The organism is Duganella fentianensis (genome assembly GCF_009857835.1).
Lineage (GTDB): Bacteria > Pseudomonadota > Gammaproteobacteria > Burkholderiales > Burkholderiaceae_D > Rugamonas > Rugamonas fentianensis.
In genome coordinates this window covers 975,545-996,542 of sequence record NZ_WWCL01000002.1, presented here as the reverse complement: position 1 = coordinate 996,542, position 20,998 = coordinate 975,545, and the positions used below count along the sequence as shown (strand labels likewise).

Here is a 20,998-nt window from a genome sequence, read left to right as displayed (position 1 = left end):
GGTGATGGCTAATTAAAAATCAGAACGAATAGACCAGGGTGACCGAGGTCTGGGTATCGGTATTGCGCTTGTCGGCCGGCACATTGGTATCGTTGCGGATGCTGTAGGCGGCTTTCATCTGCATGGTGCCATTGATCTTGGTGCGCAGCGCTGTCTCGGCCTGCGAGTGCACATTCGAGGTGCCCCGTTCGACGATGATGTTCTGCGACAGCTGGGCGGTATCGCTGACTTTCCATTTGATGTTGGTTGCGCCGCGGATGGTCATGCCGCTTTCCGTCACGCTATTGGAGCGCATGCCCTTGAAGTAGCCCGGACCGATTTCCACGTCCATATTGCTGCTCTCGGTGGCGTAGGCCTGGGTGCCGTAACCGACGCCCAGCGTGGAGTAGCGGGTGTAGGCACCGAAGCGGTCGTCCACATGGGTGGCCAGCGCGAACAGCCGGTTGTGGTCTTCCAGCAGCTTGAACGCGGCCTTGGCCGACAATGAATAGCGCTGGGCCGAACGCTGTCGCACGCGCTCGCCGCTGGCCTGCTTGATTTCTTCGTCCTTGAAGTAAGCCGCCAGTATGTACTCATTGCTCCAGTTGCGCAGTTCCTGATGGGCGTCCAGTTTGCCGGTCACGGAATTACCGACCGTATTGCCGGAAGTGGAAATGGCGCCCAGCTCGGCTGAGTTGTTCCAGCCCAGAGGGGGCGCATTGTCCGCTGCAGCGCTGAAGGCGCTGAACAGCAGCAGAATGGGGAAGATTTTTTTTGCGTTCATGCCACCATTGTAACCGAGACAAGCGCGCTGGCGGCACGGCTGGCTGTACGCGACAGCCAGCCGGCGCCCTGGTTAAGGCAGGGTGAGGATAACTTTGACGCTATCGTCGACCGCCGACTTTTCGATATAGCCGATGGCATTGATATCGTTGGCGATGGCTTTTTTGACTTCCGCCGTGGAATGCAGCTCGGCCGGCATCACGCCCTTGCCCGTAAAGATGATTTTGGCCCAGGCTGCTTTGACCTGGGAAATATCCTTGCCGGCCAGACGCTGGTAGAAATCGGCGCGTATCTGCGACTTTTCCGCCTGATCGAGCGGTACGAACATGGTCGACTTGCCCAGGAAGAACTGGGATGCCTGCTCGGAGAACATGCGCGTGGCCGGGTTCTTCGGATTGACCACGACCACAATCTCCGCTGCCGCAGCGAGGCCCGCCAGCATACAGGTGCTAGCCAGCGCCAGCTTGATGAATAACTTCTGCATAAAACACTCCCTCATTGTCTGTTTATTATTGTCGGATCAGATCAGAACACCATTTGCCACGAAGCGGACAGCTGATTGGCGTCGCCGGTGAACTGGAATTTCGATTTGTCCTTGACTTTGTCGAACTGCACTTTCAGCGCTTGCGAAGTAGTGAAGTCCCAGCGATAAGTGAGCGAAGTAGTGTTATGTTTCTCCGTGCCGGTAGGCCAGTAAGCCGAATGTTCGGCAAATTGCGAATACGATAACATGACCGAATGCTGGTCGAATTTATAACCGCCGGAATAAGACTGGGCGGTAAAGGTATTTTTAACGGATGGACGGTCGATATAATTAATTTCGCTGCGCATCAGCCAGTTTTTAAAATCCATATTGAAGGACAGGCCATAAAATGCCTGACCGACATCATTAATTAACTGACCATTCGCTCCCGACATGGCGGGACTGCGCACGCCATTAATAACCGAATAACGTTCCACCACCGTGTGCATATACACGCCGCGCACGCTGAATATATCGTTGCTGGCATCCAGATAAGCACCGATCATCTTGTTCCAGGATTCGTCGATGCGGCTGGAATAGTACAGATTGCCCAGCATCTGGTTATCGTTGCTCTTGCGCTTGCCGACCCAGACGTTGCCCGTATAAGTCCAGTCGCCCACCGTATTGGTGTACAGCAGATTGGCGCCGTCATACGAGTAGATCTGCCATGCGTACAGGTCTTGCGACGGGCGCAGCCACGGGTAGGCATAGCCCACGTACATGTAGTCGGAGTAGTAGTACAGTGGCAGGCGCTTGCGGCCGGCCTGCAGGGTGAGGTTTTCATTGATGCGGTAGCTACCGTAGGCCCAGTCGGCATTCACCGAGCTGTCGGCGCCCCGGGCCACCACCTGCACCGTGGCCGACAGGTCCGGCGAGAATTTGAAATTGCCCTGCAGACCAGCCAGCGATTCCGGCTGGACCTGGGTCTTGTGGTATTCGTACATGCCGACATATTCATAATTGCCAGTAAAGCAAGGACATTTATAGCTATAGCCGGGCTGGGCATTTATCTGATACGGCACAGTGCCATCGCTACTACCACTGACGACACGGCCAACAGTCAACTGGGCGAAACCGCTAAAGCTGCTTTCTACCGCCAAGGCGCCGGATGAAATAATCGATAAGGTTGTTAATGCCGCAATCTGATTAAATCGCATTGTGTTTCCCCTTTTTGTTAAATATTCTGTTTTTTTAATCTACTATTGAAGAAATAGCGGGGCAAGTAAAAGTGAGAAAGTGTGGCTTTTAGGTATTACGCGCTTATTAATGTTGAATAAATTCACCAAACTATGGTTCGACAGAAACACTGTGTTTTAAACAACGTAAAACAAAGGTCGAACGGCTGTGTTTTAAGCCCGGCAGTTTATATAATTTGCGGCGTAGGAATTCCTCATAACCGGCCGTGCCGGCCACGGCGACCTTGATCAGATAGTCATAATCCCCCGTCAGTAGATAGGCTTCTATAACTTCCGGTAGCTCGGCCAGCGCCTGGCCGAATTTCTCGAATATGTCGTCGTCATGCCGGTCCAGCGTGACTTCGATGATGACGGTATCGGGGTAGCCCAGTGCTTTCTGGCTCAGCAGGGCGGTATAGCCTTCTATCATTCCTGCCTCTTCCAGTGCGCGCACGCGGTTCCAGCAGGGGGTGGTGGACAGGCCCACCAGCTCGGCCAGACGGGTATTGCTGAGCCGGCCATCGCGGCGCAGGGCGCGCAGAATCTTGCGATCTATTTCATCTATTTCCATGTCAGTTGGCCTCGGAAGATTTATCTTCTACGTATTCTATCCGAGATGGTGGATTCTTCTTTAAATCTCGGTAATTGGCATAAACTATGGAAGCCTATTCCCCGCGATAGCGGATATTCTGTCTGCATGAAAAATACACAGGCCAATTTCCGTTTCTGCATCGACGATGGTGCCCCTATCGCTACACTGGAAGCGGTGCTCGCTATCGTCCGGCGACTTGATCTGGATCTACGCAGTTTGCGCAGTCATGCCATCCCGGCCGGACTGGAAGTGCAACTCAGGCTGGCCGCCGCGGACGAGGATGGTCTGACGCTCTGCCGTATGCGCCTCAACAATGTAGTGGGGGTACTGGCGGTACGGGTTTTGCCGGTAGCGGCGAAAGAGCCGGTGGCGCAGGCTTATGCTTATTCGGCAATTCCGCCATACAATAGTGCTCATCAGCATAGACAGGAATCCGTATGAGCGAGTTTTCAAACGATATCTACACCGAACCGGAAGGCTACGATCGTAATACTCTGAATAATCTGGGCCCGCTGGCCCGTATGGCCGGCATCTGGACAGGCCAGCGCGGCCTCGATATCAAGCCCAAGGCGGATGGTCCGCGCAAACAGGCCTATGTGGAACGCATCGAACTGCAGCCCATCGATCCCGTGACCAACGGCCCGCAGCTGTTCTATGGCCTGCGCTATCTGATCATCGTCAATAAGCCGGATCAGCCTAAGACTTATCACGAGCAGGTGGGTTACTGGCTGTGGGAGCCGGCTACCAGCACGGTGATCCAGACGCTGGCCATTCCGCGTGGCCAGATCGCCATGGCGGCCGGCGTGGTGGCGGCCGATGCGCGCGAGTTCGAGCTGGTCGCCCAGCGCGAGTCGGAAACTTATGGCATACGCTCCAATCCCTTCCTCGAACATGGTTTCAAGACGGTGGAATACCGTATCAAGGTCAGCTTCCACGACGATGGCAGCTGGTCCTACGAGGAGGACACGGTGATGCTCATCCGTGGACAGACGGAGCCTTTCCATCACCGGGATAGCAATCACTTGCACAAGGTGGCCGAGCCAACCCCGAACCCTCAGGTCACGGGCCAGCCGGCCTGAGTACGCGCCGCCCTGTGCGGGCGACTATCTGTCCGTTAGAATGCCTGTTTCAAATTTCTACGGATAAAAGATGGGTCTGATTCAACGCAGTATGCTGGCCGTGCTGCTGGCGGCCGGTGTCTGTGCCAGTGCAGCGGCGGGTAGCTGTCCCGCCCACTATGTGGACGGGCGCCTGCCCGAAATCCAGAATTCCCGCATGCAGGCCGCTACCACCGAGCTTTGCTACGATGAGTTCGGGGTTATGCATTCCGGTATCACCCGCACGCCACTGTGGTCGGCCGAACATTTAACGGCCGGGCAGGTGCAGGCGGCCCAAACCCTGTCGCGCGAAAATTCCTTCCACTCCGAAGCCCGGCTGCCGGCTAATGCCCGTGCCGAGCTGTCCGATTACGCCCGCAGCGGCTATGATCGGGGTCATATGGCGCCAAACGGCGACATGCCGGACCGGGCTAGTCAGCACCAGAGCTTTACACTGGCCAATATGGTGCCGCAGGACGGCGAGAATAACCGCCATTTGTGGGCCGGCATCGAAGCGGTGGTGCGCAAGCAGGCGCTCAAGGAAGGCGAGCTGTATGTGCTGACGGGCCCCGTGTTTCTGGGGGCGAATCTGCAGAAAATCGGCAATGTGCTGGTGCCTAGCCACCTGTACAAGGTTGTGTATAGCCCGCGTCAGCGCGCCGGCGCAGCATTTTTTGTGGAAAATCGTGCTACCAGCGATTATGAGCTGTTGAGTATTGCGCAACTGGAAGCGCGCATAGGCATCAATCTGCTGCCTAGTCTCAGTGCTGTGCAAAAGGAGACAGTTTTGCGTTTGCCAAATGTAAAGCTGCGTAAATCGAGAGGTGGAAAATGAAACAGTCCCGGCAATTCCTACCGTACGCCAATGAAGCCGATGTACGCCATATCGGCCAGCTGTGCATCGAAAACCGGCTGGATCGCATCACCATCAGCGGCGATCTGGATCTGACGGCAGATCAGCGCGGGCTGGCCGATGCGCGCGCCCTGCAGCAACTGCTGAACGATGTGGTGGCGGCACTGGAAAGCCATACGCTACCGGCCACACTGGCGCCCGCAGTTGTCACTACCGTTGCCAATCCATTTGGAGACTCTGCATGAGTAGTTATCAAGGTGCTTTAATGAGCGAAGGCCAGATACACGCCATAGGCCAGGGCCTGCTGGACTGCAGCCTGCCCAAGCAGCAATGGACTCATGCGGCCCATCTTGCCGCCGCTCTGTGGCTGGTGGTCGCGCGGCCTGATATCGATGCGCCCATCGCCATGCCGGGCATCATTCGCGCCTACAATCTGGCTTGCGGCGTCGCGAATACGGATACGGGCGGCTATCATGAAACCATAACCCAGGCTTCGCTACGTGCCGTAGCCGACTACGTGCGCCAGCAGCCGGCCGGTAGCGGCCTGGCGGCCCTGTGTACGGGCTTACTGGCCTCGTCCGTAGGTGACAAGCACTGGCCCCTCAAGTACTGGAGCAGCGACTGCCTGTTTTCCACCGAGGCACGTAGAAACTGGGTGGAACCCGATCTGCAGGCATTGCCGTTCTAATGCTAGGATGGTGGCAATTTCTTTGTATTTAGATTGATCAGTCATGGCCTTTTTTGTAACAGGTAACAACTCCATCGATTCGCTGGTCTATAGCAGCTGGGCGAAGCGGCCCGGCACGACCGTCATGATCACCTATAGTTTCATGGCGGTGGCGCCTAGCGATGGCAGCATTGAGGACGTGCGCGGTTTTGCACCGCTGACTGAAGTTCAGCAAGCTGCCGCCCGTGCCGAAATGGCCGTCTGGGCTGCGGTTGCCAACATCAAATTCGCGGAAGTTGCCTCCGGCGGCGATATCCAGCTAGGCTCCAACGATCAGGGTAATCAGAGTAGCGGCTACGCCTATCTGCCGAATGGTAGCGATCCTACCTATCTGTTCCTGAATAACACTGACTCGTCCAATAACCGCTACGTCGACGGGTCTTTCGGACCTTCGGTGCTGATACACGAACTGGGTCATACGCTGGGCCTCAAGCATCCGGGAGATTACGATTCGACGGGCAGCAGCATCAGTGGCCCGTATCTGCCGACCGCGACCGATAATATCGAATACACCCAGATGTCGTATAACAACGGCGCCGGTTTCAGTCTCAATCACAAATACGGCATTACCCCCATGCTGTACGACATTCAGGCGATCCAGTATCTGTATGGCGCCAACATGACGTATCACACGGGCGCTGATACCTATAGTTTCGCCACTGATGCGGCGATGCAGTGTATCTGGGACGCGGGCGGCACCGATACTTTTGATTTTTCCGCCTGCACGGATGCGGTGGTGATCAATCTGAAAGCCGGCAGCTTTAGTTCGACGGCACCCGGCTATAACAATATTTCGATTGCCTATAACGTCACCATAGAGAAGGCAGTAGCGGGCACGGGTGGTTCTACCGTCTATGCCAATGATGTGGGTAATACCCTGACTGGCGGTACTGGCGCCGATACGTTCTACGAGGGTGCAGGCAGCGACACCATCAGCGGCGGCGCAGGTACGGATACCGTGGTGTTTGCCCGCAGCTACAACCAGTATGTGCTGAGCGGAAGTAGCGCCAGCCTGCAGGTTAGCGGCGACGGCACGGATAAGCTGAGCGGTATCGAACAGCTGAAATTTTCCGACCGGACCATCGATCTGAGCCTGATTAGCCAGATTGTGAATGGCAGTACGGCCAATGACAAGCTGGTGTTGGGCACTGGTAGCGAGCTGGTGAATGCAGGCGCCGGTTTCGATACGGCCAGCTTTGCCAAGGTCCGCGATAGCTATACGGTAAGCGGAAGCGGCAACGAATTTCTCGTGACGGATAACGCGAGCGGTGCGCAGGATGTGTTGAGTAATGTGGAGCGCTTGTTCTTTGCCAGCGGCAATGCGGTAGCGCTTGACATCGGCGATCACCAGATCGGTGGTGAAGCATACCGGCTGTATCAGGCGGCGTTTAATCGTGCGCCGGATCTGGGCGGACTGGGCTTCTGGATACGCGCGCTGGAGAATGGCTACAGCCTGAATCAGGTCGCAAACTATATGATGACCAGCAACGAGTTCACCAAAGCCTATGGCAGCAACCTGAATACGCATGATTTCGTTGCGCAGATTTATCAGAACGTCCTGCACCGCGTGCCTGATGCAGATGGCCTGACGTTCTATGTGAACAATATCAATAAAGGTGACGCCAGCCGGGCCGAGGTGTTGGCCGCGATCTCGGAATCACCTGAGAACCAGGTGGGCGTCATCGGTTCCATCGTCAACGGTTTCGACTACATCGTCTATACGGGTTAAGAGGCATCAGGCTCGGGCAGACTGATGCGGTTGCGGCCCATGTGTTTGGCGCGGTAAAGCGCGGAATCGGCTGTTGCCACCAGAAGACCCGGATCGCTGCCCGGTGCGGCAAACGCCGTGGCGGCGCCTATGCTCACTGTTACCACATGCTGCAGACTGCCGAGATTGGGCAGGTGCAGCTGCTCCACCCGGCAGCGTATGCGCTCGGCTACGATGGCCGCGCCTTTCAGCGACTGGTTGGGCAGGATGACGGCGAATTCCTCGCCACCATAGCGTGCCACCAGATCGTTGGTACGCATTTCGCAGGCGACAGCACCGGCGATGCGCTGCAGGCACTCATCACCACCCAGATGGCCATAAGCGTCGTTGTACTGCTTGAAGTTATCGACATCCACCATCAGTAGTGACAGCGGCTGGTTCTGGCGCAGGGCGCGGGCCCATTCTGCATTCAACGTATCGTCGAAGCAGCGCCGGTTGGCCAGCCCCGTCAGACCATCGCGGGTGGCGAGCTGTTCCAGCGCAGCCTGAGCGCGCTTTTCATCCGTCACATCGCGCAGCGTCTCGGCCACGGCCACCAGCTGGCCGGCACTGTCGTGGATAGGGCTGGCATCGGCCACCAGATAGCGGCGCCGGCCCAGACGGGGCATATCGCACCAGTTTTCCGCGCACAGGCCGCTATCCGTGTCGGCACGGCGGACCTGCGGGCTGTGCTCGAGCGCACCGGCGCTGCTGCGGTGCTCCACCACCAGATCCGCCAGCGTGGGGCGCTGTTCGTGGTAGAAGCTTTTCCAGTGATCGCGCGTGCCCAGCACTTCCCAGGCTTCCACGCCCGTCAGGCGTTCGCAGGCACGGTTCCAGATGATGACCTTGCCTTGCAGATCGAGTACAAAAGTCGGCACCACCAGCAGTTCCATCAGTTTCAGGGCGAAGCCATGCTGGGCGTCGGCGGCGGGGTATTCCATCACATGCTGGATTTTAGGCGGCGTGGACATGGGCGACTCTTCCTTGTTTGTGCATGGAGACAACATAACGTGATTGCCTTGGAGTAGCATTGTGGAAAGTCAACTTTTTCACCGGCTAGTGCGGTGCGCACAGTATGGGATATAATTGAGGGTTGTCCTTTCAGGAACTGCCGTGACTTACAGCATCAAAGAGATTTTTTACACGCTGCAAGGCGAGGGCGCCCATGCGGGCCGGCCTGCCGTGTTCTGCCGCTTTTCCGGCTGCAATCTGTGGACCGGCCGCGAGCAGGACCGTGCCCAGGCCATCTGCCAGTTTTGCGATACGGATTTTGTCGGCACGGACGGCGAGGGCGGTGGCAAGTTCGCTACGCCGGCCGAACTGGCCGCGACCATTAATGCGCTCTGGCCGGCCAGCTACGCGGCCAGCAAATACGTGGTGTTCACGGGCGGCGAACCGCTGCTGCAGCTGGATGGCCCGCTGATCGAGGCCATGCATGCGCAAGGCTTCACCATCGCCATCGAAACCAATGGCACGCTGCCGGTGCCGGCAGGAGTGGACTGGATCTGCGTGAGCCCGAAAATGGGTTCGACGCTGGCTGTGAGCAAAGGCAATGAAATCAAGGTGGTGATACCGCAGACGGGACAGGACCTGAGTGCCTACGAAGGGCTCGATTTCGAGCACTATTTCGTGCAGGCGATGGATGGTCCTCTGGCTGAATTCAACACCCGTCTGGCGATCGAGACCTGCAAGCGCAACCCCAAGTGGAAGCTGAGCTTGCAAACCCATAAACTTTTACAGATACCCTAATCATGCTGACCATTACCCGCAAACTGGAATTCGATGCCGGCCACCGGATTCCCGACCACAAAAGCCAGTGCCGCAATCTGCACGGCCATCGCTACACGCTGGAAATCACCCTGACGGGCGAAATCATCAGCGCCGAAGGCAATTCCGACAACGGCATGATCATGGACTTCTCCGATATCAAGGCGCTGGCCAAAGAGCATCTGGTGGATGTCTGGGACCATGCTTTCATCGTCTACGAGAAAGATGCGGCCGTGCGAGAATTCCTCGCCAGCTTGCCCGGTCACAAAACGGTGGTGATCGACCGCATTCCTACCGTGGAGAATCTGGCCCATGTGGCCTTTGCCATCCTCAAGGCCGCCTACAAAGACCGCTACGGTACCGGCCTGCACCTGCACAAGCTGGTGTTGCACGAAACGCCGAACTGCTGGGCCGAAATCACGGAGGCCTGAGTCCATGACGGATCAGGATTTTATGCGGCTGGCGCTGGAACAGGCGCGGCAGGCGTGGGATCTGGGCGAAGTGCCGGTGGGGGCGGTTGTCGTCAAGGATGGCGAGGTAATCGCCTGCGGCTATAACCAGCCCATAGGCAAGCATGACCCTAGCGCGCATGCGGAAATTGTCGCGTTGCGCGCAGCGGCCGCAAAGCTGGGCAACTACCGTCTGCCCGGCTGCGAACTGTACGTTACGCTGGAACCTTGTTTGATGTGTTCGGGTGCCATGATGCATGCGCGCCTGTCTCGTGTGGTGTTCGGCGCCAGCGACCCCAAGACGGGCGTGTGCGGCTCGCTGATGAATCTGTTCGAGCACAGCCAGCTCAACCATCACACCAGCGTTACGGGCGGTGTGCTGGGCGAGGAGTGCGGCGAGATGCTGAAAGGCTTTTTCGCTGCGCGCCGTGCGGCCGCCAGTGCCGCGCGCCGGGCGGCCAGCGACGGGCTGGCAGCGCCGGACGCGGACAGCGCCTAGGCTGCCCGCGAGCAAGGGGCTAACTTGCCCGCCCCAAGGGCAGCGCGGTAAGATGGTGGCGTTTTTTTAACGCTGATTTGCAGCGCACACCCACTCTCTGCGGCAGAACCAATTTGACTACTCTTCCTTTCGGCATGGCGATTGCCGCCACCGGTGGCTATGCGCCGGATTATCCCGCAGTTGAAGCGGGCATAGCACGCCTGCGCCAGCAGGGCTATCTGATCCACAACTACTACCAGCATGATGCACGCCACCAGCGGTTTGCCGGTACCGACGAAGCGCGGCTGGCGCAACTGTATGCTGCGGCCGAGGATCCCGACGTAGAGGTGGTGCTGGCTTTGCGCGGCTCCTACGGCATGAGCCGGCTGCTGCCCCATATCGATTTCGATCGCCTCGCTGCGAGCGGCAAGCTGTTCGTCGGCTATAGCGATTTCACGGCCTTCCAGATGGCCTACATGAAACAGACCGGCTGCATCAGTTTCGCTGGACCCATGTTCTGCGGCGATTATGCGCGCGAGACGCTGGTGGGCTACACCATGCAGCAATTCCACAACTGCCTGCGCGGGCCACTGCATCAGGTGCTGGGCGAGGTGGCAGCAGAGGGCAGCGACAACCCTGAAGTCGATGTGCGCGGCCAGCTGTGGGGCGGCAATCTGGCCATGCTGGTCAGCCTGCTGGGCACGCCGTATTTCGCCGCCCAGCCCGGCGGCATCCTGTTCCTTGAAGATATCAGCGAGCATCCCTACCGCATCGAACGCATGGTGCTGCAGCTGTTCTATGCCGGTGCGCTGGCCGGCCAGCAGGCGCTAGTGCTGGGCGATTTCTCCGGCTACAAGCTGAGCCCCTACGATAACGGCTACGATTTCGAAGCCATGCTGGCCTATCTGCGTTCCGTGCTGCCGCTGCCCGTGCTGACCGGCCTGCCGTTCGGCCACATCGAACGGCGCGCCACGCTGCCTTACGGTGCCATGGCCCACCTAAGTTCGACGGCGCGCACACTGGAGCTCACGCTCAGCGAGTACCCGACCTTGCGCGGCTAATGGTAAAATGCCCGGTTAATTCAATTCACTGCTTTAAAGGTCTTCCTCGTGCTCTCCACAGCCAATATCACCATGCAATTCGGCGCCAAGCCGCTGTTCGAAAACATTTCCGTTAAATTCGGCGATGGCAACCGTTACGGTCTGATCGGCGCGAACGGCTGCGGCAAGTCCACCTTCATGAAAATCCTCGGTGGCGATCTGGAACCGTCGTCCGGTAATGTGATGCTGGATGTGAACGAGCGCCTCGGTAAGCTGCGTCAGGATCAGTTTGCCTACGAAGAAATGCGCGTGCTGGACGTGGTCATGATGGGCCACACGGAAATGTGGGCGGCGATGGCCGAACGCGATGCGATCTACGCCAATCCGGAAGCCACCGACGACGACTACATGAAGGCGGCCGAACTGGAAGGCAAAGTGGCCGAATACGACGGCTACACGGCCGAAGCCCGTGCCGGCGAACTGCTGCTGGGCGTGGGCATTGCCATCGATCTGCATCAGGGCCCGATGAGCAATGTGTCGCCGGGCTGGAAGCTGCGCGTGCTGCTGGCACAGGCGCTGTTCTCGAATCCCGACATCCTGCTGCTGGACGAGCCGACCAATAACCTGGACATTAACACCATCCGCTGGCTGGAAGATGTGCTGAACGAGCGCAACTCCACCATGATCATCATTTCCCACGATCGTCACTTCCTGAATCAGGTCTGCACCCACGTGGCCGACATGGATTACGGCACGCTGAAGATCTATCCGGGCAACTACGATGACTATATGCTGGCATCGACCCAGGCGCGTAACCAGCAGCTGGCCAACAATGCCAAGGCCAAAGAGAAAGTGGCCGAACTGCAGGACTTCGTACGCCGCTTCTCGGCCAACAAGTCGAAAGCCCGTCAGGCCACTTCGCGCGCCAAGATGATAGACAAGATCAAGGTCGAGGACATCAAACCGTCCTCGCGTGCCTATCCGTTCGTGCGCTTCGAAGGCGAGAAGAAACTGCACCGTCTGGCCGTGGAAGTGGAAAGCATCGCCAAGAAATACGACCGCCAGCTGTTCAATAACTTCAGCATCATGGTGGAAGCAGGCGAACGCATCGCCATCATCGGTGCCAACGGCGCCGGTAAGACCACCATGCTGCGCTGTATCGGCGGTCAGGACATCGCCGGTCTGCAAGCCGACCACGGTCTGGTGAAATGGGCCGAGAACGCCAACGTGGGCTATATGCCACAGGATCCGACGGAAGACTTCGCCACCGATATCAACCTGACCGACTGGATGGGCAAGTGGACCAAGGAAGGCGACGACGATCAGGCCGTGCGTTCGATCCTGGGCCGCTTGCTGTTCGGCGGCGACGAAGTGAAGAAATCCGTGAAAGTGCTGTCCGGTGGTGAAAAGGGCCGCATGATGTACGGCAAGCTGATGCTGGGCCGTCACAATGTGCTGCTGCTGGACGAACCGACCAACCACATGGATATGGAATCGATCGAATCGCTCAACATCGCCCTGGAAAAATACGCGGGCACCCTGATCTTCGTATCGCACGACCGCGAGTTCGTTTCCTCGCTGGCGAACCGGATTATCGAAATCAAGGAAAATGAAGTGATCGACTTCCGCGGCAACTACGAAGAGTACCTGAGCAGCCAGGGCATCAACTAAGCCGGGCCAGCGCATCATCAGACCAAGTTCAAGCGAGTAGCATGCAAACCATAGAAATCAAGCCCGTCGAGTACGAGCACCCGCAGGACGGCGCCAGCTGCACCGCCCGCGCGTGGGCACGTACTCCCGCTCCGCTGACGGCGGAGCAGCGTAGCAGCCTCAAAGCGCGCATCAAGCAACTGCTGAAGGAAAAGCAGGCCGTGCTGGTGTCGCATTACTATGTGGACGCTGATCTGCAGGATCTGGCGGAAGAGACGGGCGGTTGCGTGTCCGACTCGCTAGAGATGGCCCGCTTCGGCCGCGACCACAGCGCCAAAACGCTGATCGTGGCCGGTGTGCGCTTCATGGGCGAGACGGCTAAAATCCTCAGCCCCGAGAAGCGCATACTGATGCCCGATCTCGACGCGACCTGTTCGCTCGATCTGGGTTGCCCGGCCGATGAATTCACCGCTTTCTGCGACGCCCATCCGGACCGCACGGTGGTGGTATATGCCAACACCAGCGCGGCCGTCAAAGCGCGCGCCGACTGGATGGTGACCTCGTCCATCGGCCTCGATATCGTGGCCCACCTGCATGCGCAGGGCAAGAAGATCCTGTGGGCGCCGGACAAACATCTGGGTTCCTATATCCAGAAGAAGACTGGAGCAGACATGTTGCTGTGGCAGGGTTCCTGCCTCGTGCATGACGAATTCAAAGGCGTGGAACTGGAGCTGCTCAAGGCCCAGTATCCTGAGGCGAAGATCCTTGTGCATCCGGAATCGCCAGCCAACGTGGTGGCGCTGGCCGATGTGGTGGGCTCCACCACCCAGATCATCGACGCCGCCGTGAATCTGCCGGCCGATACCTTTATCGTGGCGACCGATAACGGCATTCTGCACAAGATGCGCGCCGCGGCACCGGGCAAACGCTTCATCGAAGCGCCTACGGCCGGCAATAGCGCGACCTGCAAGAGCTGCGCCCACTGCCCGTGGATGGCCATGAATGGCTTGCAGAATCTGGTGGACCTGCTGGAAAACATGGATAACAGCAGCGCCAACGAGATCCACGTCGATCCGGCTATCGGCCAGAAAGCCGTGACCTCGATTACCCGCATGCTGGATTTCGCGGCAGCCAAAAAGGCGCGCGTACAGGCTAGCGCCGATCTGGCGCAGGAAGGCAAACTGTTCGACGGGATAGGCCCGGCATGAGTACTCTGATCAACCGTTACGCGCCGTTCGACGAGGCGCTCAAAGCGGCGTTTGAAGCCAATCTGCTTTCGGCCCTGCTGGAAGATGTGGGTACAGGCGACCTGACCGGCTTGCTGGTGCCGGAAGGTGGCCGTGCCACGGCCCGCGTGATCGTGCGCGAACAGGCCGTGTTATGCGGTGCGCCGTGGTTCGAAGGCGTGATGAACTGTATGCAGGCCGGTATCGAAATCGAATGGCACTATGCCGAAGGCGATCTGATGCAGGCCGACACGCCGGTGTGCACGCTGCATGGTCCGGCCCGTGCATTGCTGACGGGCGAGCGTGCAGCGCTGAATTTCCTGCAGCTGCTGTCCGGCGTTGCTACGGTGACGCGCAAATATGTGGATGTGATTGCCGGCACGCGCGCGGCCATCCTCGACACCCGCAAGACTTTGCCCGGCATGCGGCTGGCGCAGAAGTATGCGGTACGCGTGGGCGGTGGCCAGAACCAGCGTCTGGCCCTGTATGACGGCATTCTGATCAAGGAAAACCATATCGCGGCAGCAGGCGGCATTACGCCCGCCGTGCATGCGGCGCAGGCGCTCAACAAGGGCGTGTCGATACAGGTGGAAGTGGAAACCATTGCAGAACTGGATGAAGCGCTGGCGGCCGGTGCTGTCTCCATCCTGCTGGATAATTTCAGCCTCGATATGATGCGTGACGCGGTACAGCGCAATGCTGGCCGTGCGCTGCTGGAAGCTTCCGGCGGCATAAACTTCGATACCGTGCGCGCCATTGCCGAAACGGGCGTGGACCGCATTTCCATTGGCAGCCTGACCAAGGATGTGCGCGCGACCGACTATTCGCTGCGCATCATAGGCTAGGCTTCGGTCAGATATCTTTCCCCATCCGCACCAGCCCGACTTTGATCGGGCCGGGCAGGGGAATTTCGAAGGTCTCAATTTCACTGAATCCGCAGGCCTGGTACAGCGGTACGCCGGGCAGGGTGGCAGCCAGCTCCAGCCGGCGGAAGCCGCCTGCCGCAGCGGCTGCGCTGCAGTGTTCCAGCAATTGCCGTCCCAGCCCCCGCCGTGCGGCCTGCGGGTGGACGAAAAACGCCCGTATGCGGGCCGGCTGGGTGACAGGATCGAGCAGGGGATCGGCGCCCAGCTTGGTGCGGTCGGCGCCAAATAGGGTGGCGCGTTTGCTCCAGCCGCCACAGGCCAGCAACTGGCCGGCTTCCTCGATGACGAAATAGGTCTGGTCGGCCACCAGCTGGGTATCTACCCCGAACACATGCTGGGTGATAGCCTGCGCCTGCGCGGGCGTATAGAAACCCTCGCTCAGTTCTATGCCCGAGCGGGTAATCAGCGCTTCCATCGCGGGGATATCGGTCGCTACGGCAGTACGCAGGACTATCATGCAGAACCTTTTATGGTCGCGCTAATTTGCGGCGCTTATTTGCGTCGATTAGGCGTCAGTATGCTGGGCAGAGCTTTCGGCAGCGTTTCCGGATAGTCGCGGCTGAAGTGCAGCCCACGGCTTTCATGCCGCTGCAAAGCGCTGTTGACGATCAGGCTGGCCACATCGACCAGATTACGCAACTCCAGCAAGTCGTGGGTGATGCGGAAGTTCTGGTAGTACTCGTCGATTTCTTCCTTGAGCAGGGCGATGCGGTGCTGCGCTCTTTCCAGCCGCTTGGTGGTGCGCACAATGCCCACGTAGTTCCACATGAAGCGGCGCAGTTCGTCCCAGTTGTGGGCGATGACCACTTCCTCGTCGGCATCCGTCACACGGCTTTCATCCCAGTCCGGCAGGTAGGGTACTTCGCCTTTTTCCTTGCCAGCGATATCGGTGGCGCAGGCACGGCCAATCACCACGCATTCGAGCAGCGAGTTGCTGGCCAGACGGTTGGCGCCATGCAGGCCCGTGCAGGCCGTTTCGCCCACGGCGTACAGGCCGGGCAGGTCGGTACGGCCATACAGGTCGGTCACTACGCCGCCGCAGGTGTAGTGGGCCGCCGGCACGATGGGGATGGGTTCTTTGGTGATATCGATGCCCAGCTCCATGCAGCGCGCATAGATGGTCGGGAAGTGCTCGATCAGGAAGTCGGCCGGTTTGTGGCTGATATCGAGGTGCACATAGTCCAGCCCGCGCTTCTTGATTTCGAAGTCGATGGCGCGTGCTACGACATCACGCGGTGCCAGTTCGGCCCGTTCGTCGTGGGCCAGCATGAAACGCTTGCCGGCCGATGCACCCGCTTCCGGCGGCAGCTTCAGCAAGCCGCCTTCGCCGCGTATGGCTTCCGTGATGAGGAAGGACTTGGCATAGGGATGGTACAGACAGGTCGGGTGGAACTGGATGAATTCCATGTTCGACACGCGGCAGCCGGCGCGCCAGGCCATGGCGATGCCGTCGCCGCTGGCCGTATCGGGATTGGTGGTGTACAGATAGACTTTACCGGCGCCGCCGGTAGCCATCACAGTATGCTCGGCGGCGAAAGTCAGGACCTGCCCCGTTTTTTCGTCCTGCACATACAGGCCATAACATTTGGGCTGGCTGCTCTTTTTGACGGGATGCAGCTTATCCGAGGTAATCAGGTCGATGGCGCAATGGTGTTCGAACAGCGTGATATTCGGATGGGCGCGCACCTTCTCTTCCAGAGTAACCTGCACGGCATGGCCGGTGGCATCAGCGGCATGGATGATGCGCCGCTGGCTATGGCCGCCCTCGCGGGTCAGGTGGAAGCCGAGTTCCGCCGTATCGTCGCGGGTGAACGGCACGCCCTGTCCGATCAGCCATTCGATGGCTTCGCGGCCGTGCTCGACGATGAAACGGGTAGCGCCTTCGTCGCACAGGCCGCCGCCGGCCACCAGCGTGTCATCGATATGCTGTTTGTGGCTGTCGCCCGAATCCAGCACGGCAGCAATCCCGCCCTGTGCCCAGTTACTGGCCCCGTCCTGCAGGGTACGCTTGGAAATAATCGCGACAGTACGCGTTTCCGCCAGATGCAAGGCGACTGACAGGCCGGCCAATCCACTGCCGACAATTGCAACATCAAATTTCATGATTCCGCTTGAGTACAGTAAAGACCCATGACTATAGACCATTTGTCATGCGGCTGTCATATCCCTGCCCATTCTTGCGCGGATTTCTGCCGACAGCAGAGTCAATTGTGGCCGCTCAAAGTCTGAAAACACCACACGCTCATCATCGGTAGCATCGTGCAGCCCGATTCGGGGAGGGCATCGTGATCCGGATATTCCACCACTACGTCTCCAAAATTGCCTTTTTGCTACTCTTGCTGGAGCTGATGGCTTTATTGCTTGCGGCTGTACTGAGTTCGCCCTGGTGGTTAGCGGGCCGGCATCTGCTGCCCCAGCAAGTCTACGGGGTGGCATTGATATTCTCGCTAGTCATGGTGCTCAGCATGGGCTCGCTGGGCATGTATCAGCATAGCCAGACCCGCGCCGACATGCGTAGTACCTTGTTGCGCATACTGCCGGCACTGGTGCTGGCCTTCTGTCTGCAGAATCTGCTGACTAGTCTGCTGCCACGCTCTTATCTGGGGCATCCGGGCGCCGCTGTGTTTCTGCTGGGCGGACTGGCTGTGCTTGGCGCTCGGCTGCTGGTATTTACCTCGGCCCAGTCGCGTCTGCTTGAGCAGCGCCTGATTGTCGTAGGGCAGGGCACGACGGCGCGCGAGTGCATGGAGCTGGCGGCTGCCGGCATAGGTTTTCATCCGTTCAAGGTGCTGGGCTTTGTACCGGTGCAGGGAGAAGATAGCTGTGTGCCCGGCGCCATGCTGCTGCCGGCCGAACCGTCGCTGCTGGCACTGGCCCGTCGCCACGGTGCCGACGAAATCATCGTCTCCGTGGGGGACCGGCGCGGCGGCGGGCTGCCCGTGCATCAGCTACTCGATTGTGCGCTGGGTGGCGTGCCCGTTACCGACGCGGCGACCTTTTTCGAACGGGAAGCCTGCCAGATCAGGCTGGACGCGCTGCAACCAAGCTACCTGATCTTTGGCGGCGGCTTCAAACAGAATCTGTTCCGGGCCATGATCAAGCGCGGCGTCGACCTGTGCGCCAGCGCGCTGATAGGCCTGCTTGCGGCGCCCGTGATGGCGCTGGCCGCCATGGCGATCTGGCTGGAAGATGGCGGCACTGTGTTCTATCAGCAGGAACGCATAGGGCGCAACAACCGGCCATTCCGTGTACTGAAGTTCCGTAGCATGCGGCTGGATGCCGAACGCGACGGGCAGCCGCGCTGGGCGCTGGAAAACGATCCGCGCATCACGCGCGTAGGCTACTGGCTGCGGCGCCTGCGCATCGACGAATTGCCGCAGATGCTGAACGTACTGAAAGGCGAAATGAGCTTCGTCGGCCCCCGTCCCGAGCGTGCCTATTTCGTCAATCACCTGAACGACCTGACCGAGTATTACAACGTCAGGCATAGCATCAAGCCCGGCATAACGGGGCTGGCACAAGTGCGCTACCGCTACGGCGCCAGCATGGAAGATGCACTTTCCAATCTGCTGGCCGCCGTAAGCGAGCGTGCCAGTGCCCTTGGCCAGGTCTTCAATATTGCAGTGGGGCAGAGAACCAGCTTGATAGAACTCTACCGGCAGCTCGCGTATCTGCTGAAAGACCAGACCCGCATCAGCGCAGACGCGCAGCCGGAATTCCGCGATTTCCGTGCTGGCGATGTACGCCATTCCCATGCAGACATCAGCAAAGCCATGGAGCTACTGGGTTACCGGCCCACCCATGATTTGCAGCGTGGCCTGCAGCAAACGCTATTCTGGTATCTAAAGACGCAGCCGCACAGCTGAAGCGGTGGGCAGAAGGACGCTGTCAGTGCGGCAGATAGCTGGCATTGGTCACGTCCTTGATGGCGCGACCCGCAGCGATAGACGAATTGCTGGCGGGTAAACCGTTGGACTGGTACAAGCCAGCCAGATTGACCACTGCCTGGGCATCGCCGGCACCGGCTGCCCGTTCAAATAATTGACGTGCCTCATTACGCTTGGCTGGATTGCTCAGATAACGCAATGCCAGTTCGCGCTGGGCCACGGGAGATCCCAGATCCGCCCACTCGCGCAGGCGACGTTCTGCGGCGCTGTGGCCCTGTGTACCCAGCTGCATGGCGGCAGCTTCAATAACTGTCGATGGCGGGATTGCATCTTCCTTGGCCTGACAGGCGATCAGTGCACCTACCATCACCAGCAAAGATGAAATCAGCACACCTGACTTATTGAATAATTCCATAAAGTTCCAAACTGTGATTAACACTGGGATTAGGGGTCATCACGACGCACTGCACCATTATACTTGCACCACAGTAAATTGCCTACAAGGCAAGGCTTGCTGTGTACGATATTTTTGAACTGATGAATCAGACGACGGCGGCCCGGAGAGCGTCCAGAGCGGGACAACATCAGTCGGGAAGAATGTTAGCACGAAGCCATAGTCTGTCCGGTTGATACAATCGTAACGGGAGTAACAATTGTAACCATTCGTTAATTCATAAAAGTTGCTGCAGCGCAGAGGCTTGCGCCGCGCCGCAGCAATCACTATCTTTTAAGAATATTGAGGGCTTGGCAATAATTAGCGCATCTGCTCGGGCGCGTTCTGGCGTAGCCAGTTCTCGGCCGCATGCAGTACCAGGCGGTACTCCGCATCGACACTGGCAAACAAAGTAGGGATCTGCTCAGTATGCTGGCCCAGCAAAGCCTGCTCCAGTTCCAGCGAGGCAGAGACCAGTCGCTTGGCCCCCAGTGTGCCTATGGCACCGCGCAAGGTATGCAGCATTTTACCGGCGTCGGTCAGGCGGCCTTCACGGATAGCCGTGCCGGCCAGTAGCAATGGCTGCATACCAGGCGCGCAAGCATCGGCCACGATCTTGCCGACCATGGCGCGCGCCTTGTCATCGTTACCCATGTACTTGAGCAGGGTATCGACCGAGAATATGCTTACTTCCGACATGCAACGCTCCAGAGTAGATTAGATGTGACGCTAATAATAGCCTTTGCGCCGTCAGCGTGCCGGATTATTGTTGTCCATCATGAAACTGCTGGGTCAGTGTCTGCAATGGCGTGCGGCTGCCAGCCGGGGCACCGAACCCCGCCGGCGGGCTGACGCGCACGGGCTGGCTAGTGGTGGTGGCACTATGCAGCACGTGGGCGGTGCTTTCCGCTGCCGCATCCCAGACGGGGTTTTCCAGTCCCTCGAAGACCCGCTTGAGCTGATCGCCCCAGGTGTTGCGTATCATCTGGAAATACTGGTTGCGTTCGTCGATGGTAACGAAATGGGTAACCGCCAGTGCGCCTGATTCATACACCAGCAGATCGAGCGGCAAGCCTACCGAGACATTCGAACGTAGCGTGGAGTCCATCGAGATCAGGGCACATTTGGCCGCATCATCGAGGCTGGTGGCAGGGCCTACCACGCGATCGATAATCGGCTTGCCATATTTGGCTTCGCCGATCTGGAAGTAGGTATTCTCGTCATGCGCTTCGATGAAGTTGCCGGCCGAATAAATCTGGAACAGGCGGCAGCGTTCGTTGCCTATCTGCCCGCCAAAAATAATGCTGACATTGAAATCGATGCCGAACTCGGACAAAGCCTGAGCTTCGCGCGCATGCACCTGACGTACGGCATCACCGACGATGCGGGCTGCTTCGTGCATGCTCGCCACATTCCAGATGCTGCGTCCATCCTCCCGCTGGCTGTCGGCGATCAGCTGGCGTATCGACTGGGATATCGACAGATTCCCCGAGGTCATCATCACCATCGTACGATCACCGGGCAGCTCGAACACGCTCATTTTGCGGAAAGTGCCGACCTGATCTACACCTGCATTGGTGCGCGAATCAGAAAGAAAGACCAGCCCGGCATTCAGGCGCATGCCCACACAGTACGTCATCGTAAGCAACCATTTGTTTGAAGG

The 20,998-nt window shown here is 58.6% G+C and carries 24 protein-coding genes; 14 read left to right on the top strand and 10 right to left on the bottom strand.

Annotated features, from left to right (window positions below; translation table 11 throughout):
- Window positions 1–19 precede the first annotated feature (19 nt).
- The 4 genes from GTP23_RS12300 to GTP23_RS12285 all read right to left on the bottom strand — a co-directional run bounded on the left by GTP23_RS12300 (window position 20) and on the right by GTP23_RS12285 (window position 3,031).
- Window positions 20–763, bottom strand: coding sequence for a DUF481 domain-containing protein (locus GTP23_RS12300; RefSeq protein ID WP_161035381.1), 744 nt, complete (start codon window positions 761–763; stop codon window positions 20–22).
- A gap of 72 nt (window positions 764–835) precedes the next feature.
- Window positions 836–1,246 carry a hypothetical protein gene (locus tag GTP23_RS12295; protein WP_161035380.1) on the bottom strand — a complete coding sequence of 137 codons (411 nt, stop codon included), beginning with the start codon at window positions 1,244–1,246 and terminating at the stop codon, window positions 836–838.
- A 41-nt stretch (window positions 1,247–1,287) separates the two neighbouring features.
- A complete protein-coding gene (locus tag GTP23_RS12290; protein WP_229256056.1) occupies window positions 1,288–2,229 on the bottom strand; it encodes a hypothetical protein in 942 nt (313 codons plus the stop codon).
- A 343-nt stretch (window positions 2,230–2,572) separates the two neighbouring features.
- Entirely contained in the window at window positions 2,573–3,031 is a 459-nt protein-coding gene (locus GTP23_RS12285) for an Lrp/AsnC family transcriptional regulator (protein WP_161035378.1), read from the bottom strand.
- Window positions 3,032–3,157: 126 nt separating this feature from the next.
- On the opposite strand from GTP23_RS12285, the gene GTP23_RS12280 reads away from it, so the two are divergent.
- From GTP23_RS12280 to GTP23_RS12255, 6 genes are all read left to right on the top strand, one after another.
- Entirely contained in the window at window positions 3,158–3,493 is a 336-nt protein-coding gene (locus tag GTP23_RS12280) for a hypothetical protein (protein ID WP_202412164.1), read from the top strand.
- Window positions 3,490–4,131: an FABP family protein gene (locus GTP23_RS12275; RefSeq protein ID WP_161035377.1), complete on the top strand. Its 642-nt coding sequence runs from the start codon at window positions 3,490–3,492 to the stop codon at window positions 4,129–4,131. Before GTP23_RS12280 ends, GTP23_RS12275 begins: the two co-directional genes overlap by 4 nt.
- Before the next feature lie 70 nt (window positions 4,132–4,201).
- Entirely contained in the window at window positions 4,202–4,984 is a 783-nt protein-coding gene (locus GTP23_RS12270) for a DNA/RNA non-specific endonuclease (protein ID WP_161035376.1), read from the top strand.
- Window positions 4,981–5,247 carry a hypothetical protein gene (locus tag GTP23_RS12265; protein WP_161035375.1) on the top strand — a complete coding sequence of 89 codons (267 nt, stop codon included), beginning with the start codon at window positions 4,981–4,983 and terminating at the stop codon, window positions 5,245–5,247. The genes GTP23_RS12270 and GTP23_RS12265 overlap by 4 nt, the downstream gene beginning before the upstream one ends.
- Window positions 5,244–5,690, top strand: coding sequence for a hypothetical protein (locus GTP23_RS12260; RefSeq protein ID WP_202412163.1), 447 nt, complete (start codon window positions 5,244–5,246; stop codon window positions 5,688–5,690). Before GTP23_RS12265 ends, GTP23_RS12260 begins: the two co-directional genes overlap by 4 nt.
- A 43-nt stretch (window positions 5,691–5,733) precedes the next feature.
- The gene (locus tag GTP23_RS12255) at window positions 5,734–7,458 is read left to right on the top strand and encodes a DUF4214 domain-containing protein (protein ID WP_161035374.1); all 1,725 of its coding nucleotides are present in this window, start codon (window positions 5,734–5,736) and stop codon (window positions 7,456–7,458) included.
- Here the strand turns inward: GTP23_RS12255 and GTP23_RS12250 are convergent.
- Window positions 7,455–8,450, bottom strand: coding sequence for a sensor domain-containing diguanylate cyclase (locus tag GTP23_RS12250; protein ID WP_202412161.1), 996 nt, complete (start codon window positions 8,448–8,450; stop codon window positions 7,455–7,457). The genes GTP23_RS12255 and GTP23_RS12250 overlap by 4 nt on opposite strands.
- 142 nt (window positions 8,451–8,592) lie before the next feature.
- Here GTP23_RS12250 and queE point away from each other — a divergent pair, with 142 nt between their 5' ends.
- The 7 genes from queE (at window position 8,593) to nadC (ending at window position 14,934) form a co-directional block, all read left to right on the top strand.
- Complete coding sequence (gene queE, locus GTP23_RS12245) at window positions 8,593–9,228, top strand: 7-carboxy-7-deazaguanine synthase (RefSeq protein ID WP_161035373.1); 636 nt, start codon at window positions 8,593–8,595, stop codon at window positions 9,226–9,228.
- Between the two features lie 2 nt (window positions 9,229–9,230).
- Complete coding sequence (gene queD / locus GTP23_RS12240) at window positions 9,231–9,677, top strand: 6-carboxytetrahydropterin synthase QueD (RefSeq protein ID WP_161035372.1); 447 nt, start codon at window positions 9,231–9,233, stop codon at window positions 9,675–9,677.
- 4 nt (window positions 9,678–9,681) lie between these two features.
- Entirely contained in the window at window positions 9,682–10,194 is a 513-nt protein-coding gene (gene tadA / locus GTP23_RS12235; RefSeq protein ID WP_161035371.1) for a tRNA adenosine(34) deaminase TadA, read from the top strand.
- A gap of 113 nt (window positions 10,195–10,307) precedes the next feature.
- Window positions 10,308–11,234, top strand: coding sequence for a muramoyltetrapeptide carboxypeptidase (gene ldcA / locus GTP23_RS12230; RefSeq protein ID WP_161035370.1), 927 nt, complete (start codon window positions 10,308–10,310; stop codon window positions 11,232–11,234).
- Window positions 11,235–11,282: 48 nt separating this feature from the next.
- Window positions 11,283–12,884, top strand: a complete 1,602-nt coding sequence (locus tag GTP23_RS12225) for an ABC-F family ATPase (protein WP_161035369.1) — start codon at window positions 11,283–11,285, stop codon at window positions 12,882–12,884.
- A 41-nt stretch (window positions 12,885–12,925) separates the two neighbouring features.
- The gene (gene nadA / locus GTP23_RS12220; protein ID WP_161035368.1) at window positions 12,926–14,071 is read left to right on the top strand and encodes a quinolinate synthase NadA; all 1,146 of its coding nucleotides are present in this window, start codon (window positions 12,926–12,928) and stop codon (window positions 14,069–14,071) included.
- Window positions 14,068–14,934 (top strand): carboxylating nicotinate-nucleotide diphosphorylase, encoded by an 867-nt coding sequence (gene nadC / locus GTP23_RS12215; RefSeq protein ID WP_161035367.1) that lies wholly within the window; start codon window positions 14,068–14,070, stop codon window positions 14,932–14,934. The genes nadA and nadC overlap by 4 nt, the downstream gene beginning before the upstream one ends.
- Window positions 14,935–14,941: 7 nt before the next feature.
- Here nadC and GTP23_RS12210 read toward each other — a convergent pair whose 3' ends face one another.
- Window positions 14,942–15,472, bottom strand: a complete 531-nt coding sequence (locus tag GTP23_RS12210; RefSeq protein WP_161035366.1) for a GNAT family N-acetyltransferase — start codon at window positions 15,470–15,472, stop codon at window positions 14,942–14,944.
- A gap of 35 nt (window positions 15,473–15,507) precedes the next feature.
- Complete coding sequence (nadB, locus tag GTP23_RS12205) at window positions 15,508–17,118, bottom strand: L-aspartate oxidase (protein WP_161035365.1); 1,611 nt, start codon at window positions 17,116–17,118, stop codon at window positions 15,508–15,510.
- 245 nt (window positions 17,119–17,363) lie between these two features.
- Here nadB and GTP23_RS12200 point away from each other — a divergent pair, with 245 nt between their 5' ends.
- Window positions 17,364–18,881: a TIGR03013 family XrtA/PEP-CTERM system glycosyltransferase gene (locus GTP23_RS12200; protein ID WP_202412151.1), complete on the top strand. Its 1,518-nt coding sequence runs from the start codon at window positions 17,364–17,366 to the stop codon at window positions 18,879–18,881.
- 22 nt (window positions 18,882–18,903) lie between these two features.
- Here GTP23_RS12200 and GTP23_RS12195 read toward each other — a convergent pair whose 3' ends face one another.
- The 3 genes from GTP23_RS12195 to GTP23_RS12185 all read right to left on the bottom strand — a co-directional run bounded on the left by GTP23_RS12195 (window position 18,904) and on the right by GTP23_RS12185 (window position 20,974).
- Complete coding sequence (locus GTP23_RS12195) at window positions 18,904–19,317, bottom strand: SEL1-like repeat protein (RefSeq protein ID WP_161035363.1); 414 nt, start codon at window positions 19,315–19,317, stop codon at window positions 18,904–18,906.
- Window positions 19,318–19,656: 339 nt separating this feature from the next.
- Complete coding sequence (locus GTP23_RS12190; protein ID WP_161035362.1) at window positions 19,657–20,034, bottom strand: Hpt domain-containing protein; 378 nt, start codon at window positions 20,032–20,034, stop codon at window positions 19,657–19,659.
- A gap of 64 nt (window positions 20,035–20,098) precedes the next feature.
- Entirely contained in the window at window positions 20,099–20,974 is an 876-nt protein-coding gene (locus tag GTP23_RS12185; protein WP_161035361.1) for a proteasome-type protease, read from the bottom strand.
- Between the last annotated feature and the right edge of the window lie 24 nt (window positions 20,975–20,998).